16 protein-coding genes are annotated in these 17,335 nt (G+C 55.5%); 9 read left to right on the top strand and 7 right to left on the bottom strand.

From position 1 onward, the window contains the following. Window positions 1–1,014 (top strand): FecCD family ABC transporter permease, encoded by a 1,014-nt coding sequence (locus tag ACR0B3_RS14485; protein ID WP_480809703.1) that lies wholly within the window; start codon window positions 1–3, stop codon window positions 1,012–1,014. 39 nt (window positions 1,015–1,053) lie between these two features. Here ACR0B3_RS14485 and ACR0B3_RS14480 read toward each other — a convergent pair whose 3' ends face one another. After that, window positions 1,054–1,947 carry a LysR substrate-binding domain-containing protein gene (locus ACR0B3_RS14480; RefSeq protein ID WP_480809702.1) on the bottom strand — a complete coding sequence of 298 codons (894 nt, stop codon included), beginning with the start codon at window positions 1,945–1,947 and terminating at the stop codon, window positions 1,054–1,056. Between the two features lie 256 nt (window positions 1,948–2,203). Here ACR0B3_RS14480 and ACR0B3_RS14475 point away from each other — a divergent pair, with 256 nt between their 5' ends. Genes ACR0B3_RS14475 through ACR0B3_RS14460 form a run of 4 tightly spaced genes read left to right on the top strand, consistent with a single transcriptional unit; the run spans window position 2,204 to window position 8,523 of the window. Beyond that, window positions 2,204–4,657, top strand: coding sequence for a GcvT family protein (locus ACR0B3_RS14475; protein WP_480809701.1), 2,454 nt, complete (start codon window positions 2,204–2,206; stop codon window positions 4,655–4,657). A 15-nt stretch (window positions 4,658–4,672) separates the two neighbouring features. Beyond that, a complete protein-coding gene (locus ACR0B3_RS14470) occupies window positions 4,673–6,193 on the top strand; it encodes a trimethylamine methyltransferase family protein (RefSeq protein WP_480809700.1) in 1,521 nt (506 codons plus the stop codon). A gap of 60 nt (window positions 6,194–6,253) precedes the next feature. Next, a complete protein-coding gene (locus tag ACR0B3_RS14465; RefSeq protein ID WP_480809699.1) occupies window positions 6,254–7,267 on the top strand; it encodes an Ldh family oxidoreductase in 1,014 nt (337 codons plus the stop codon). An 11-nt stretch (window positions 7,268–7,278) separates the two neighbouring features. Further along, window positions 7,279–8,523, top strand: coding sequence for an NAD(P)/FAD-dependent oxidoreductase (locus ACR0B3_RS14460; protein WP_480809698.1), 1,245 nt, complete (start codon window positions 7,279–7,281; stop codon window positions 8,521–8,523). Here the strand turns inward: ACR0B3_RS14460 and ACR0B3_RS14455 are convergent. From ACR0B3_RS14455 to ACR0B3_RS14445, 3 genes are read right to left on the bottom strand one after another with little or no spacing between them, the layout of a single operon-like run. After that, complete coding sequence (locus ACR0B3_RS14455) at window positions 8,498–9,886, bottom strand: MATE family efflux transporter (RefSeq protein WP_480809697.1); 1,389 nt, start codon at window positions 9,884–9,886, stop codon at window positions 8,498–8,500. The genes ACR0B3_RS14460 and ACR0B3_RS14455 overlap by 26 nt on opposite strands. A 12-nt stretch (window positions 9,887–9,898) precedes the next feature. Further along, window positions 9,899–10,486 (bottom strand): helix-turn-helix transcriptional regulator, encoded by a 588-nt coding sequence (locus ACR0B3_RS14450; RefSeq protein WP_170685462.1) that lies wholly within the window; start codon window positions 10,484–10,486, stop codon window positions 9,899–9,901. Window positions 10,487–10,497: 11 nt separating this feature from the next. Further along, on the bottom strand, window positions 10,498–11,076 hold the full coding sequence (locus ACR0B3_RS14445) for a carboxymuconolactone decarboxylase family protein (protein WP_480809696.1): 579 nt from the start codon (window positions 11,074–11,076) through the stop codon (window positions 10,498–10,500). A gap of 283 nt (window positions 11,077–11,359) precedes the next feature. On the opposite strand from ACR0B3_RS14445, the gene ACR0B3_RS14440 reads away from it, so the two are divergent. The 4 genes from ACR0B3_RS14440 to ACR0B3_RS14425 are packed head-to-tail and all read left to right on the top strand — an operon-like array spanning window position 11,360 to window position 14,756. After that, complete coding sequence (locus ACR0B3_RS14440) at window positions 11,360–12,106, top strand: amino acid ABC transporter ATP-binding protein (RefSeq protein WP_480684071.1); 747 nt, start codon at window positions 11,360–11,362, stop codon at window positions 12,104–12,106. Between the two features lies 1 nt (window position 12,107). Then, window positions 12,108–12,950: an amino acid ABC transporter permease gene (locus tag ACR0B3_RS14435; RefSeq protein ID WP_480809695.1), complete on the top strand. Its 843-nt coding sequence runs from the start codon at window positions 12,108–12,110 to the stop codon at window positions 12,948–12,950. Window positions 12,951–12,986: 36 nt separating this feature from the next. Continuing rightward, window positions 12,987–13,820, top strand: coding sequence for a transporter substrate-binding domain-containing protein (locus tag ACR0B3_RS14430; RefSeq protein ID WP_170685465.1), 834 nt, complete (start codon window positions 12,987–12,989; stop codon window positions 13,818–13,820). Between the two features lie 54 nt (window positions 13,821–13,874). Further along, window positions 13,875–14,756: an amino acid ABC transporter permease gene (locus ACR0B3_RS14425; RefSeq protein WP_480809694.1), complete on the top strand. Its 882-nt coding sequence runs from the start codon at window positions 13,875–13,877 to the stop codon at window positions 14,754–14,756. Between the two features lie 7 nt (window positions 14,757–14,763). On the opposite strand, the gene ACR0B3_RS14420 is transcribed toward ACR0B3_RS14425, so the two are convergent. From ACR0B3_RS14420 to ACR0B3_RS14410, 3 genes are all read right to left on the bottom strand, one after another. Then, window positions 14,764–15,081, bottom strand: a complete 318-nt coding sequence (locus ACR0B3_RS14420; RefSeq protein WP_170723123.1) for a non-heme iron oxygenase ferredoxin subunit — start codon at window positions 15,079–15,081, stop codon at window positions 14,764–14,766. A gap of 3 nt (window positions 15,082–15,084) precedes the next feature. After that, window positions 15,085–16,029 (bottom strand): fatty acid desaturase family protein, encoded by a 945-nt coding sequence (locus tag ACR0B3_RS14415; protein WP_480809693.1) that lies wholly within the window; start codon window positions 16,027–16,029, stop codon window positions 15,085–15,087. Window positions 16,030–16,183: 154 nt separating this feature from the next. Continuing rightward, window positions 16,184–17,269, bottom strand: coding sequence for a hypothetical protein (locus ACR0B3_RS14410; protein ID WP_480809692.1), 1,086 nt, complete (start codon window positions 17,267–17,269; stop codon window positions 16,184–16,186). Window positions 17,270–17,335 lie beyond the last annotated feature (66 nt).

Below are 17,335 nucleotides of genomic sequence, written 5' to 3'. Positions count from 1 at the left end.
ATGGGCCGACTGGGCCTGACGTTGTTGCTGGGGGCGGTCGTTCTGGCCGCCCTTTTACTGATTTCCACGATCTACGGCACGACCTCGATTCCATTGTCCGACACCCTGACCGCAATTCTGCGCGGCACCGGGCTGGAGGATGGTGAGATGTCGCCGCTGCATCGGATCGTCTTCGACCTGCGCTTGCCCCGTGCGTTGTTTGCTGCTGTGATCGGGGCCGGGTTGGGCATTGTTGGTGTGGTTTTGCAAACGACCACCCGAAATGACCTTGCCGATCCCTTCCTGTTTGGCCTGTCTTCGGGCGCGGCGGCCGGGGCGGTTTTTGTAATTACCGTAACCGGAGATGTGCTGGGCTTCTGGACCCTTCCGTTAGCTGCCTTCTGTGGCGGGCTTGTGGCATCCGGTATCGTGCTAGCGCTGGTCCACGGTCTGCGCACCAGCGCGCCGGAAAAGCTGATCCTTGCCGGGTTGGCCGTCTCATTCTTGTTCTCAGCCATCACCAATTATCTGATTTTCGCTGGTGACAGCCGCGCCGCCCATTCAGTCATCTTCTGGATGCTGGGCGGCCTGGGCCTTGCCAGATGGGAGACTTTCCCACTGGTTTGTGTCGGCCTGTTGCTTATCCTGAGCTACTCACTGTATCGCAGCCGCTGGTTGGACGCGCTGCTGACCGGGGATCTGACCGCCGCGACACTGGGTGTGCCGGTTCAAGGGCTTCGGTTCAGCATGTTCTTCACTGCTGCTCTGGCAACTGCTGTGTTTGTCTCTGTCGCTGGGGTTATTGGTTTTGTCGGACTGATGGTGCCGCATATTGCCCGAGGGATTGCTGGGCCTCTGCACAAGCACCTGTTGCCAACCGCTGCAATCGTCGGCGCAGCCTTGTTAACTGGTTCGGACATCCTCAGCCGACTGTTGCTCGCACCGCAGGAATTGCCTGTGGGAATTGTTACAACCTCGATCGGATCGGTGTTTGTTTTCCTGCTATTGTTCAGAACGGCAAGGAACCAGCGATAAGGCCCACGAACTACTTCTGGGAACAGATCGAAGTCATATTCAAACCTTCCCGTCAGCGGCCTCGCCAAGCCATTTGAACACAAGCTTGGCGCGGTCGGAAGATGTGTTGTGCAATTTCACATAAAAGTCCAGCTGTGATGAGATCGTCTGCGGTAGAAACTTCACCAGTTTGCCGGATGCGACCAGATCAGAAGTCAATCCCTCCCACCCCAGAACCACGCCCATATCGTCCTGAGCCGCCTGAAGTGCAATCGTATAGTTGTTGACCCGGTGCGCTGAATTCAGCGGGCCTTGGTATCCCAGTTTTTGGGTCCAGGCACGCCAATCGGTCCAACCTGTATCCGGCGCATCGAGATGGATGAGAGGCACTTGGGCGATCTCTTCGATACGCTCGATGGGGTTTTGTTGCGCGAACCGCGGGCTGCACAAGGCCATGATATTGTCGTGAAACAGGGTCTTGATGACACCCGTGTCGCGACTTGAATCACCGAAGTGGATGCTCAGATCACATTTTGTGCCATCGACCCCAAGATCGGTCACAACCTGTGTCACCGATACATGCCCATGTTTCTTCCAGAATTGCGCAAGGCGAGGCGTAAGCCAAAGCGAACTGACCGCCGTGGACGAACGTATCGTCACACTTTTGTGGTCATACTGGCGGCGCAACTGGCCAAGCGCTTCGCTGATACCTTCCAGGCCACGTTGAAGGGCAACCAGTAGATAGGCCCCGCTTTCAGTCAGTTCCACGCCGCGATGATGGCGCAGGAACAATGCGCATTGCAGATCGTTTTCCAGCGCTTTGACCTGATGGCTGATCGCGGCAGGAGTGACATTAAGCTCTTCAGCAGCCGTTTTGAAACTCACATGCCGCGCAGCAGTTTCAAAGCTGATCAGTGAACTGAGAGGCGGAAGATCATATGGGCGGTTGGGCAAGATGATTTGACCTGTGGTAATTTGAAAGACTGATAAATCACATGCGATCAGCGGTAATTTGGCTTAGTTCATCTTATGCATCATGAATCTTTTTGCAATTGCTCAACAGTGGTCCACAATGAAAATTCACCCCAACCGTTCGGGGTGTGATTCAGATGCGAGCCAGAGGCCGTCGTACGCCTTGATTACCATCTAGTTCAGTCGTCACGCGGTACGATCCCGGGATGGCCGTGGCACTAATTGAAGGAGTAACAGCATGCAATCACATGCAAAGGTCGTGGTTGTCGGAGGTGGATGCGTTGGGGCGTCAATTCTGTACGGGTTGACCGAACACGGATGTACTGATGCCGTTATGCTGGAGCGCACGACGCTGACATCGGGTTCCACCTGGCATGCGGCCGGGTTGCTGGTCACGTTTGTGCGCTCGCACAATGTGTCAAAGATGACGATGGAGACCATTCGCATCTACACTGAGGTCGAGGAAAAAATGGGCAGTTCGGTTGGGCTGCGCAAGGTTGGCCAACTGCGTGTGGCTAATACTGAAAAACGCTGGGACGAGTTCCAGTCGTATATCTCGATTGCGGAGGCGGCCGGTGTACCGTGCAAATTGCTGACGCCGGAGGAGATTGCCGAGGTTCATCCGCTCCTGAACCAAAGCTCGGATATCCGGGGCGGCATTCTTCACACCGAAGACGGTTATGTGAACCCCGCCGACATCACCATGGCTCTGGCCAAGCTAGCGCGGGATGCTGGGGCCACGGTCTACCAGAACACTGAAGCGCAGGCTTATGAAAAGCTGGACAATGGCCACTGGAAAGTCACAACCAATCAGGGTGAGATCACGTGTGAGCACTTGATCTTTGCCACCGGCAACTATGCCCGCGAAAACGCGCGTCGTGTGGGCCTGGATTTGCCCTGTATTCCAATCGTTCACCAATACTGGACGACCGAGACGGTACCGCTGTTGAAAGAGCGCCGGGCGCAGGGCCTGCCCGAATTCCCGATCCTGCGGGACGAAGATTACGGCGCCTATCTGCGCGAAGATGTGGGTGGCATCCAGTTTGGTCCGTATGAATTCACCAAAGACCTGAAGTTGTTTGCCGAAGATCGTGTTCCGCCCGAGTTTGGCGCCGATCTGTTGCCCGAGGACTTTGATGCCGTCGAAACCCAATGGGAGCGTGCCATTGAGCGGGTGCCAACTTTGGGTGAGGTTGGCATCAAGGCCAACACGCGCGGCCCGTTCCAAATGACACCGGATGAGTTGCCCTTGGCTGGTCCCGCACCGGGGCACGACAATCTGTGGCTTGCCGAGGGCATGCCCGGTGGAATCCTCTGGGGTGGTACCGTAGGTAACCGCCTGGCCAAGTGGATCGTCGACGGCGATCCAGGCATGGATATGTCAGAACTCGATCCGCGCCGGTTCTCGGATTATGCGTCCAAACGCTGGACGATGGACAAGGTGCGCGAGACCTGGGGCACCCATATGAACGCGCATGTGCCGGGTGAGGACTTCCCAGATGCACGTCCGATGAAGACCGTCGGATCCTATGATCTGCTGACCGCACAAGGAGCAGTCTGGACCAGCTTCAATGGCTACGAATTCCCGCGCTGGTTCGCCAAATCACCCGAAGAAGCGATCCCCGAGCATAGCTTCCGCCGCACCAATCATATGGAGCGGGTGCAGGAAGAGGTGAAGACCACCCGAGAAGAGGCTGGGTTCATCGAAATGTCTCCGATGACCAAGTTCACCGTGCGTGGTCCGGGCGCAGCTGCGTGGTTGGATGGTCTGATGGCGAACAAACTGCCCAAGATCGGTCGTATGACCCTGTCGCTGATGCTGAACGAAAAGGGTGGCATGGATGCGGAATACACCATCGTGCGCTACGCCGAGGATGATTTCTATTTGATCTCGACGCCGAACTGGCGCGCCTATAACTGGGATCAGTTGCAGCGCGTGCTGCCGAAGGATGGCTCGGTTGTTCTCGTAGATATCTCGGAGCAATTGGGCGTGATCGCTTTGGCCGGGCCAAAAGCGCGCGAGATTCTGCAACCGCTCACAGATAATGACCTGTCGAACGAAGCTTTCCCGTGGCTGTCGGCGCAGATGGGTGAGGTTGGCTATGCTAAAGGCGTTCACCTGTTGCGCGTGTCTTATACGGGCGAACTGGGATGGGAACTTCACCACCCGGTCGGCTACAACCGACACCTTGTCGATTTGCTGCTGAAAGCGGGCGTCAATCCGTTTGGCCTTGAGGCGTTGGAGTCGATGCGCCTTGAAAAATCCTATCGCGCCATCAACCGCGAGATCTGCAAAGATCTGACCCCTTACGAGGCCGATCTGGGCCGTTTCGTCGCTCTGACGGAAAGAACAGGCGGGCAGGTTGCCGAGCGCGAGTTCATCGGGAAAGCCGCGCTTCTGAAACAGAAGGAAGAAGGTACTTACAGCCAGTTGGTCACCCTGAAACTGCCGTTCTGCGATACATCGGTGATGTTTGACGAGGGCGTATATGCCGACGGCAAACTGATTGGTCGCGTCACTTCGGGCGGTTTCTCGTATTACTGCAACCACGACATTGCGATGGCTCTGGTGCCGCAAGACATGACAGCGCCCGGTACGAAGATGCAGGTGCTGGTCCACAATGAAATGCGCGACGCCGAAGTGATCGATACCTGCGCCGTTGATCCAACCAGCGCCCGTGCGCGCGCCTGATCTGGAGGATATGAGATGGCACAAGTAAGAGCACGCTCAGGCCGAGGTGGTGGACGCGCAGCGCGGGTTCAGGCCCGCACCAATCCGCCCCCGGTCTATCTGTCGACGCTGAATCGCAAGGTCGGCCCGATTGATCTGCTTGGCCCAGAAGGGGTTGAGAAAATCCACAATGCGGCAATGACGATACTTGAGACTACGGGTATTGAGTTCCGCGATCCGGTTGCGCTGGCGGATTGGAAGAAATACGGCGCTGATGTGCAGGGTGAACGGGTCCGTATCGGGCGCGAGATGCTAATGGATTTGATATCGGCGGTTCCAGTGGAATGGAGCTATGCCGCACGCAACCCTGATCGCTCATTGCGCGTTGGCAATCAGTATTCGGTATTCGCAAATGCCTATGGCGCGCCGTTTGTCTATGGGCTGGACGGTGTGCGCCGACCTTCGATGCTTGAAGATGCTCAAAACTTCTTCAAGCTCAGCCAGATGAGCCAGTCGATGATGGTGCCCGGCATTCTGCCTGTCGAGCCTCAGGATGTTCCGGTTCCACAACGACATCTGGAGCTGGTTCACGCCGCGCTGACGTTGACGGATAAGCCGATCAAGGGCTCGGTCCTGTCCGAGCAGGCGGCACGCGACTCGGTTGAGATGGCGCGCATCGTGTTTGGCGCGGATTTCGTGGATGAAAACGTCGTGATGGCCGCCCTGCTGAACTGCAACACGCCTCTGGTCTGGGATGAGACCATGCTGCAGAGCCTTCGCGTTTACGCTGCGGCCAACCAGCCGTGTTTGCTATCGCCCTTTGTTCTGGCCGGGGCCAGCACTCCTGCCAGTCCACAAGGGGGCGTCGCGTTGCTGATCGCAGAATCGCTGGCTGGAATGGCCTACAGCCAAATCATTCGGCGTGGTGCCCCGATGGTTCTGGGCGTGGCAATCATGGGTGTGTCGATGAAGACAGGTGCACCGATGATGGGGTCCCCAGAGCCCGGATTGATGAACCTGCTGGTTGGTCAGATGGCGCGGTTCTATGGTGTGCCCTGGCGTACCTGTACAATGTGGACGGGATCAAAAACGCCCGACATGCAGGCCGCTTTTGATACAGCCAATTCCATGTGGCCCGTGTTGCTTGGCGGGGCCAACTACATTGTCCATTCGGCGGGTTTCCTTGAGGGCGCGCTTGGGGTCAGCTACTCGAAATGGGTGCAGGACGCGATGCAGCTAGAGAATTTTCATAAGTTCTTTAGTGGCCTACAAGATGAAAATCTGAATGCTTTGTTGGGTGACATCGATCAGATCGGTCCCGGAGGTCATTTCCTGGGCACGGATCACACGCGTGAAAACCCCATGCACATGAACCACTTGCAAAACAATGACAGTTTTGAACAGTGGGAGGCGGAAGGGTCGAAAACCGCAGAAACCGTCGGCACGGAAGAGGCGATACGCATGCTAAACACCTATGTTCAGCCGCCAATGCCGGATGATAAACGGCGCGCGCTGGACGAATTCGTTGCCAAGAAATGGGTGGAATACAGCGCCTGAACATATCAGCAAGCGGGCGCTCAAGTGCCCGTTTTACATCCCAAGGACAGGATCAATCTCGTGACCGATAACTCGACGACTACTCTCTCACTCGACGAAGTCAGGGAATTGGCCAAATCCGTCCTTATAACTGCTGGAATGGATGACCATGGCAGCACCATATTGGCCGAGATTGTGCGCATGTCCGAGCGTGATGGGCCACGCAGTCATGGGCTGCGGATGTTGCCTGTCTATGCGCAAAGTTTTTCCTCTGGCTATGCCAATCCTACCGCCATTCCCAGTGTTGAACGGATCGCACCGGGCGTTCTGCGAGGGGATGGCGATAACGGCTATTACCAGATCGTTGCCGCTAAAGCGCGCGACGAACTGATCGCGATGGCCCGCGAGAACGGGATCGCCGCGTTCACCTGCTCTAATTGCCATCATCTGGGGGCACTGCGGTTCGATACCGGCCCCTTGGCCGAAGCAGGGCTGGTCGCGCTGGGCGTTGTAAACTCGCTTTCCATGGTGGTGCCACAAGGCGGCATTCGCCCGGTTTTCGGTACAAACCCAATGTCTTTCGCCTGCCCGCGCCCGGGGGGTGAACCGGTTGTCTGGGATCAGGCCTCGGCAATGGTTGCGTTGATGGATATTCGCATGGCTGCCGCTGAGGGGCACGATCTGCCGCGTCCTGCGGGCCTTGACCCCAAGGGTCAGCCGACCCGCGATCCAAACGCGATTTTGGAGACCCGCAGTTTACTGCCGTTCGGCGAACATAAGGGCGCTGCGATTGCTTTCCTGATCGAAGTTTTGGGGGCGGCGCTGGCCGGTGGAACCTTGTCGGTCGATAATGAAAACCGCGAAGCGCACGGAGCGTTGAACATCAAGGGCGGCAATACACTGATCGCGATCGATCCAGCACGTTTTGGCCATGCTGCGTTCGGAGATTATGTCCAACGTATCTGCGCCGAGATTGAAGGCAACGGTGACGCACGCGTTCCCGGCGATGGCCGATTGAAAAACCGCGCAGTAGCCGAAGCAGATGGCGTTCGCGTCACCACTGACTTGATGGCGCAATTGCGCGAACTGCAGTAGGGGCTGCGCGAATGTCTCAAGTGGCCGTGATCGGTGGCGGCATTGTTGGAATATCCTGTGCCCTGTCACTGCAGTCTCAGGGGCATGATGTCTCAGTCGTTGAGCCGGGGCCAATAGGCGAAGGCGCAAGCTGGGCTTCCTGTGGCTGTATTGCAGTGGGCGAGATCGTGCCATTGTCGCAACCCGGTATGCTTTTGAAGGTGCCCGGATGGTTGCTGGATTCCGAAGCGCCATTGGCTTTGCGCCCAGCATCTGCCCTGAAGCTGTTGCCATGGTTTGCGCGGTTCACAGCGAATGCGCGATCTACCAAGATGCGGGCGATCACCGCTGATCTGGCGCGGCTCACTTTTGCGGCCACCGACGATTTCAAATCACAGATTGCTGATATTGGTCACCCTGACCTTTTGGTCGAGCGGCCGGTGATCAAGCTCTTTGATGACGATAATGACTTTGAAACCATGCGAGCAGCTTTTGATCTGGCACGTGAGTTTGGGTGCACGATTGATCAAGTGTCTGGCCATGACGCGCATGAAATTGACCCTGCAATTGCAGCCGATTTCAAACATGCCGCTTTGCTGCGGGACTGGAGCTTTGTGACGGACCCAAAGCACTTGGTTGAAACTCTGACGCAGAGTTTTGTCAGCCGGGGTGGGACGATTGTCACCGGTGCAGCGGTCGATTTTGTGCGAGATGGCCGTACTGTCCAAAGCCTGCGCCTCAGTGATGTGCAGGTGCTCAGCGCGGATGAATTTGTCATAGCGGCAGGTTCTTATTCGCGAACACTGGCCAAGAAGCTAGATGTTCCTCTGCATATGGAAGGGGTTATCGGATATTCCACTGTACTACAGGACAGTGGTGTCGATCTGCGTCATACGGTGTTTTATGCAAAGGGCGGGTTTGGGGTCACACCCTATCAGGATGCGCTGGCGGTGGCCGGGACTGCAGAATTTGCGGACCTGAATGCAAAGCCCAACTGGAATCGCGCGGACGTTCTGGTCAAACGTGCGCACCGCGTTCTACCCGGGTTGAAGACTGAAAAAGCCGAGCGCCGCATGGGTCGACGCCCCTTTACGCCCGACACGCGCCCGATCATTGGCCGCAGCAGTCGTCTGGCCAATGTCACATTCGCGACGGGGCATGGTCAGCTTGGTTTGACTTTAGGTGCAACAACGGCACGGCTGGTTGCGGATGTGATTGCGGGCAGAACGCTGGATATCGATATTCAAGCCTTTAGCCCAGACCGTTTCTCGACCTGAGCCAGAGCCCTCCCAACTCTGTTTGGGAGACATAGGATGCCACCAGCAGCCCGATCATCCAGCCGGTGATCACGGCACAGGCGGTTCCAAACCATACGCCGATTTCGTTGAATCCGATTAGACCAACGAAGACCCACACAAAGAATGCGACGCCAAACCCCTGACGGTAAAGGCTGATCCAAACTGTCCAGATGGGTCGTTTCAACGCCTGCAGCAGCGAATTGATGGAAAACAGCATCATATAAAATGGGAGGATTAGGCTGTCGACGCGCAAATAGCTTAACCCTACGCGGATAACTTCGGGGTCATCGGTAAAGAAGCCAAGCAACGCTCGACCACATATCCACAAAATCGGGATCGCTATCGCGGTCATAATGAAACCGACCTTCCAGCAATAAAACAAAGCCTCGCGCACCCTGTCATAATCACGGGCTCCGAAATTCTGGGATGCAATGGGTAGCAGGGCACCGGTGACGCCCAGCACAGGCAGCAACAGAATTTGTTCAAGCCGAATTGCAACTCCGAAGCCTGCGATTGCGTGTTCGCCGAAGATCTTTAATGCGAATTGCATGACGAAACCGGACAGGAGCATCACGATGAATGATGTCGCTGTAGGAAGAACCTGGACTGAGATTTCCTTGAACGTTTTCAGACGCGGGATGAAGTTTCTTGCCCGCATACGCCTCATTCTGCGGCGTCTGAGTACCTGACGTATCATGAAAGCCATCACGCCGGTCTGGCTGATGACGGTCGACACCGCGAGCCCGTCGAACCCAATTCCGGGAATCAGGCCGGGGATGCCATAGATCAACAGGGGGTTCAGACCGATATTGGCGAAGAACGCAACGATAAGCGCGCGTTGCATCGAAACCGCATCCCCATGTGCCTGCAGGATACCATTGCAGCCAAAGGCCAAAAGGAACCCGGGCAAGGCGAGCAACAGCCAATGAAAATAGCGCAAGCCCGCATCGCGGTAAGGCCCCGGTTCCGAAACCAGATTTATCAGCGCGGGCCCGTACCAGAGACCCGCAATAGCCAGAACAAGTGCCGCAATCAGCCCATAGATTATCCCTTGCGCTGCAAACCTTCGCGCCGCGCGGTTATCCCCGGCGCCCAATGCGTTGCCGACGAGGGCGCTCATCGCTGAGCCTAGACCGACCCCAACCGAGATCGCGATAAAGAAGGCTTGAAATCCCAATGCCAATCCGGCCTGAGCACTGGTTGAGAGCAGCCCGGCGAAGAACATATCTACGACGTTGTAGAGCGTGTTGAACAGCATCCCGATTGCTGCCGGGATCGCCAAGGTTCGAAAATGGGTTGAGATCGGACCGCGTGTCAGATCAATATCGGTAGGGTCGGCCATTTTGCTTAATTACTAAGGGCGCTCGGCTTGAACGGTCAGAAAGACGAACTCGGGGGTTAACACTTCTTCGAAGCCATGATTTAGTTCCGCATCAACACTGATGCTGTCGCCGGCGGATAGTGTGAAACGAGCCTCGCCATAGCGATAAATGGCCTGCCCTTCAAGTACTTGCACGAAAACAACTCCGTGCCCGACATAGGTGGGCGGCCGCCCTTCATCCCGCAACAACGTAACGCGGCGGGCCTGAAATCGCAGGTCTTTGCGGGAGTGCAATGCAAGGTTGACGTATTCATGCGAATGACCGCCCGCCAGACGGGTGGACTTCAACCCTTGCCCGTGGCGCACCAGCGTATAGTCGGTGTGATCCGTTCGCGCTTCGCGAAACAAGGAAACGATCGGCACTTCAAGCGCCTCAGCCAGAGCGGCAAGTGTATCAATCGAAGGCGAAACCAACCCATTCTCGATGCGGCTGACCATGGCTGCTGAAATACCCGACTGCTCGGCCAGCCGACGGGCGGATTGCTTTCGGCTTTGGCGCAATTCTCTCAGCGAGGCGCCGATGGCACGGTCAATCTGTCTTCCCGGTGTGTCATCCTGCATGATACATTCCGTTAATCTTCGGCGTAATAACCTACGACGTCTCCTTCCGTTGTGACACCCAAACCGTTCAACAATCGGTTGGCGTAGTTGAAATACCCCACGATCTGATTGATCTCGAGTATCTCGCCATCCTCCCAGCCAGACTCTTTTAAAGCCGCAACATCAGATTCTGTCATCGTGCCAGGCGAGCGGGTTAGCTTGTCCGCGTAGATCAATGCAGCCAATTGTGCCCCTTCAAACGCGTCCTGGGGTCGATGCGCTTTCAGCGCCGTCTCAATTGCATCGGCGCGTGGTTCGTCTCCGATCAAATGGCGGGCATTGGCCCAATGATTTGCATAGGAATAAGGGCAGTTATTTAGCGTCGAAACATAAGAGCTGATGACTTCCTGAAACCACATGGGCACTGAATTTGCGTCATCATGCAGGCAGGCTCGATATAAAATAACGTGGCCTTTCATGGTGTTAGGACGCAGAGAATGAACGCGCATCACATTGTCTACGGTTCCATGCGGAGTACGCGCCAGATCCAGAGTAGCACTCAGGTGTTCGTCAGCATCTTCGTCAGAAATCATCCGAATCCAGGCGGACATTCTGGTCACCTCCCACAATGGTTTGTTCAAATTTTCAGCAGCCTGAAGCGGCCCGTTGAGTTTTTTATTGACGAATATTGCACATTAAGCAACCATATTGAACAAGGCGCAACAGATTTGAGGAGTCTGAAGCTTTGCCAGTTCACTCCACTCTGCTTAATTCTCAGCCGACCGGGGTAGGCCCAATCGCGCATGGCGCTGATACGCAGCCTTTAGCGCGATTGCATTGTGTCCGCACGCTTGGACAGAATTTGCGTCTAATCCGAAAATCGACAGGTTTAGCATGACGCAGCCCGCCCCCATGATCGAAGTGACCAATCTGGATAAGTACTACGGTACATTCCATGCGCTCAAAAACATCGATCTGACCGTTCACCAGGGTGAAAAAGTTGTGATCTGCGGCCCGTCGGGGTCGGGAAAATCCACTCTGATCCGCTGTTTCAACGGGTTGGAATGGCACAATTCCGGGCGCCTCGTGATTGATGGGATCGAAGTCTACAAAGATGCGAAAGAAATCCGTGAACTTCGGCAAGAAGTCGGAATGGTCTTTCAGCAGTTCAACCTATTTCCGCATTTGACCGTGCTTGAAAACCTGATGATCGGGCCAATGAAGGTGCGCAAGATTTCCAAAACTCAGGCCGAGGAAACAGCGCGCAATTACCTTGATCGAGTTCACATACCCGAGCAGGCCGATAAATATCCGGCGCAACTGTCTGGCGGACAGCAACAGCGCGTCGCCATCGCGCGGTCCTTATGCATGGAAACCCGGATCATGCTGTTTGACGAGCCGACCTCTGCACTTGATCCCGAGATGATTAATGAAGTGCTGGATGTGATGGTTGAGCTGGCCGATACCGGCATGACCATGGTTGTCGTCACCCATGAGATGGGATTTGCCCGTAAGGTCGCTGACACAATGGTTTTTATGGAAGCGGGGCAGATCGTCGAAATCTCACCGCCTGAACAATTCTTTACCAACCCGTCCAGCGAACGCTGCCGCCTGTTCCTGAACCAGATATTGGAGCATTGACGTGACCGATCTGGGCATAACACGGGGAAAGGGACAGCCCCTGCCGAAGCCGCCATTCTACAAGCGGTTCTTCGGCTCGGTGTTTGTTTCAGTCGTGATCTATGTCGTCGTCGTCGGGCTGATTGCTTATGGATCATATGTTGGCGCTCAGGGGATGGGATATAACTGGCAATGGTACCGGGTGCCGCAGTTCCTGTACCGCAATACCGAGATCGGATTCGAATGGGGCGAGATTCCCATCGGGTTGGTTGCCACGATCAAACTGTCCGTCATCTCGTTCTTGCTGGCCACGGCTATCGGGCTGCTCGTGGCTTTGCTGCGCATGTCTGGCTTGGTGATCGGGTCGGCCGTCGCCGTAGCGTTTCTTGAGTTGATCCGCAACATACCCCTGCTGGTTTTGCTGTATCTCTTCTACTATGTGCTTGGGCCAATCTTTGGATTTGATCGATATACCGCCAGTATCCTGACTTTGGCGGTGTTTCACTCGGCCCTGATATCCGAAATCCTGAGGGCCGGGATCAATGCGGTCCCAACAGGCCAATGGGAGGCCGCCAAATCCATCGGGATGTCCCCCTATCAGACTTACCGGTACATCATCCTTCCGCAATCCATACGATTTATGTTGCCACCGATGACAGGTGAGGTCGTTCACCTGATCAAATCGTCTGCCATCGTCAGCGTGATCGCCGTGGCCGAGCTGACCACCTTTGGGCGCAACATCATATCCGATACTTACATGAGTTTTGAAATCTGGTTCACCATCGCACTGGTTTATCTGGTGGTGACCCTGATCCTGTCGATCGGCGTGAGCTATCTGGAGAAGAAATATGCCGTCGACCAATAACCACAAGATTTTAACCGGACAACAAGGAGAACCAAGATGAAGCTTTCTCGCAGAATGCTCGGGGCTGCCCTGGGCGCGGTCGTGGCAACAGGTATGGCGACCTCAAGCTGGGCGCAAAGCGCAACCCAGGAACTGTCCAGCGAAAGTGTAATTGAAACGATCAAGCAGGATGGGGTGATCCGGATTGGCCTGTCGCTGTTCGTGCCATGGTCGATGCGTGACAAAAACGGCGATCTGATCGGCTTTGAATTGGATGTCGGGCGCAAACTGGCTGAAGACATGGGTGTTGAGGTTGAATTTGTACCAACCGCGTGGGATGGCATTATCCCGGCGCTTGTATCGGGCAATTTCGATGTGATCATCTCGGGTATGTCAGTGACTGCGCAACGGAACCTGACGATCAACTTTACCGATCCTTATGCGTTTTCGGGCCTAGCTATTTTGGCGAACAAAGAACTGACAGCAGGTATGTCGCGTGAAGATCTGAACTCACCCGATGTTACCTTCACGGCGCGTAGGGGTGCGACACCCGCAACCGTGATCGCCAAGGCATTCCCCGAAGCTAACCTGCTGCTGTTTGATGAGGACGGAGCATCGACCCAAGAAGTGCTTAATGGCAACGCCCATGCCACCATGGCATCGCAACCAACCCCAAACCGCGAGGCAGGGCGCAATCCTGAAACGCTGGTTGTGCTGGAAGGAGAACTGTTCGACCCGCGTGGCGAAGCGTTTGGGATGCGCAAGGGTGATCCTGACGCGATGAACTTCTTCAACAACTGGATTGCCCAGCAATGGCGGTCTGGCTGGCTGGAAGAGCGTCACAACTATTGGTTCGCCACGGAAGAGTGGGCCGATCAGGTTGCCCAATAACAAATCTCGCTGGGGGCGGCCGACCCGCCCCCGGTCCTGATGCGGAGCGCCTTGGTGCAAGATTTTTTCAAAAAACTCAGATGGCCTGATTATCTGATCGCTGCAGTTCTGATTGCCTTTTTCGGGTATATCTGGCTGTCGATCGAAGGCACGCTGAACTATAAATGGCGTTGGGAACTGATCCCCAGCTACATCGTTGGCTGGCATTCCGGGCGCGAAGAATATTTTGCCAATCTGCTTCTGCAAGGCCTGGCGGCCACCGTTCGTATCAGCATTTATTCCGGTATTCTCGCCCTCATTCTAGGCACAATTCTGGGAGTTGCGCGCTGTTCGGCCAATCTGACGATACGCATGCTAGCGCGCACCTATCTTGAGTTTCTGCGCAATGTACCCCCTGTCGTCGTCGTCTTTATTTTCTTCTTCTTCCTGTCCCAACAACTGATCGACGCGCTGAACCTGGAACGCTGGGCACGCGGCATCGCGCGGCAGGAAGACAACCAAATCTGGACCTTCTTCTTCGGTGAGATGCGCCGCTTTCCATCGCTTGTTTCCGGTGTCATCGTTTTGGCGCTGTTTGAGAGCGCGTTTGTCGGCGAAATTGTCCGTGCAGGTATCCAGTCGATCCCGAAAGGTCAGCGCGAAGCTGCACGCTCAATCGGGATGAGCCGCATACAGGAATTGCGCTATGTCGTGCTCCCGCAGGCGATGAAAAAGGTTGTGCCACCGTTAGCGAACCAGTTTATCTCATTGATCAAGGACAGCTCAATCCTGTCGCTGATCTCGGTTCAGGAACTGACCTACAAGACCGTCGAACTGGTCGCCTCGTCTCGAATGATATTCGAGGCATGGATTACAACGGCGGCATTCTACTTTGTTGTCTGTTTCGGTCTCAGCCGTATTTTTGCGCGGCTCGAAAAACGATCTGATAAGCGCTAGGTTCAGGTCACATACGGACCTGAACCATCCCGTCTATTATGCGCGTTTCGAATACACGCATGGCTCGGGTCGCAGGTGCAGAAACAGGCTTGCCATCCCGAACGTCGAACGCGCCCTGATGCAAGGGGCATTCGATGACATGGCCGTCGAAATAGCCATCACAAAGATCGGCGCCGCCGTGATTGCACAACGCCAGTGAGGCGTAGACACCGCTGGGTGTGTCATAGACGGCAATCATCCGTGGCCCAACCTCAACCCGCGTGACCCAGTTTTTTTCCAGTTTGGATGCCTCGATCAGATCGCGCCATGGTTTGTCTGCCTTCATCGCTCAGGCCTTCGCTTTGCGCTGCATGATCTGGTGCAGAATATCGCGATGCGCGGCAAGATATCCGCCCTTTTCGACGAAGATGTGATCCTTCAGCTTCTCGTGCAGCCGGGGCAGGGCGTGGAAAGGGACCGAGGCGACATAGTGATGTTCAGCATGATAGTTCATGTTCCAGCATAGAAAGGACATCGGTTTCGACACCAGATTGGTGCGTGTATTCTCAGACATCTGTGCCACGGTTGGCCGCCCAACATGTTCGGTCATGCGCACAAACCGCATCACCGGCTCGCCCAGAAACAATGGTATGATCCAGTACCAGATCAGACCCCACCATCCGGTGATCGCCATTGCAAGAAAGACGGCGGCGTAGATGGCGAGCATGCGGCGCGCGTCCCAATAGACCGATTGGTGTTCTTCTTTGGGTATAAAGCGCAGCTCAGCCTCGCTGAGTTTGCCAAACGCGTGGCGAAACAGCTCGGTAAACTTGGCGCGCCAATAGGGCAAGGCGGACAGGTACAGTAGATATTCCCCACGTGTTTTCGGCAGTGGGATGAGTTCAGGGTCTTCTCCTGTCAGTTGCGTGTAGGTGTGGTGATCGCAATGTTCATACCGAAAGAACCGATGCGGAAGGATTATGATCAGTCCGCAGATCTGTCCAACCAGATCGTTCAGCCAACGGGTGCGAAACACAGTATAGTGCACACATTCATGTTGCAGTGAGAAATGGTGCACTAAAACGACGCCTTGCAAGAACATCGCGGGCCAGATCAGCCAGCTGTTCCAGGCTAGAGTAATCAGCGTGGTCGTGCAGGCCAGCACCAGAACCCAAAGTGCCAGATGGCGCAATCCGGGCCCGTTCGAGCGTTGCATGAATCCTTTAAGCTCTTCGCGTGTCAGTTTTCCTTCGGCCAGAGCCTGAGTCAGCGGCGTGACGATAGCTTTTGACATGTGATTTCCATGATTTTGCCGGAGCGGGGGTCGTGCCCTCTGCGCATATTCCGGCACCGGAGACGGGAGTGCTCCGCACCATAGGACCAACTCGGACAGGCCCTATTAACATAGAGTATTTCGCCGGTACGTGATTCGATCAAGTTGCGATTGCTTAGCCCACATCGCGCAGCCCGATATCTGGGTCGGGATTGGCAAATAACGCAGCCGCGCAAGGGTGACGATCAAGGACAGATTGCCCGCCGGGCAACCGTTCCGCATGGAATACACCTCGGTCCCAATAGGTTACCCCATCAATCACGATGGATGCATCAATAACGTTCCAGCTGATTTCACCGGGCGCATAGGCACCACAGGTGTGGAAATGCAGGATACGCGGATTGCCAAAGGCCGACCCGCCCCAGCGTTCATAGTTGTCGCGCATATCCCAGGGATAGCCGCATCCGGGATGAATGCCAGCGTGCCAGGAATGTATAAAGTTGCGGTCAATTCCCAGCTGATTGGCGACGCGATCATAGTGCGCCTCGGCCCGTGCGGCATTTACAGGGTCGCCATCAAATCGTAGCAACCGTCCGTTCTCCATCATGGCAAAAACCGGCCGGTCGAATTCGATCGTATAATCATCATAGTATTTCGACCCGGTACCGGTCAGAAAACTGATCGCTACACGGCCAGAAAAACTGTGCGCTGGAACCGGGGTGAATACGGACATCGGAAACCGCAGAATCGATGTGTCGCCTGAAGGCTGCAAGTTCATCATCGGCCGGCCGCGAACATCCGTCCCTAAAGGGCAAGTGATCCGCACTTCTTCGGCTGAGTTCAACACCGAATTGATATCAGCCTTCAGCTCCATGAACGCGTCGTGATGTCCGTTGGAAAATCCAGACCCCAACATCTCTTTGGATAATGCGAAGCTGACGACTATCTTTTTGCCCTGAGGCATGTCCGAGAACCGCAACTGATCCCCAAGCCGGGCGAGAAACAGAATGATGTCCGCCGCCTCAAAGCGCTCTAGTAGATCATGGGACAAATGCGGATTGTCGGGGTTGAACCCGACATCAACCGTTTCGACCTGCAACCCAAGCTGGCGGGCAGCCTGTCTGACGACATCCACGCCGTCGGCATCGAAATACCCATACTCCGGAGGTTCATAGGCGATCAGCAACCTGTCACCCGCCGCTGCGTGGGCGCAATTGACCAACAGATTGTAAGCGCCGCGCTCTGGCGTCATGTCGGGCATCGACATCTCCTGATTGCTTGATGTCCTAGATTTAAGGCCTGACGCCCGCACCAATCCATTTGAAAG

The organism is Ruegeria sp. CE9 (genome assembly GCF_056537425.1).
The sequence above is the reverse complement of the archived record's forward strand: the minus strand, read 5'-3'. Positions and strand labels throughout refer to the sequence as shown.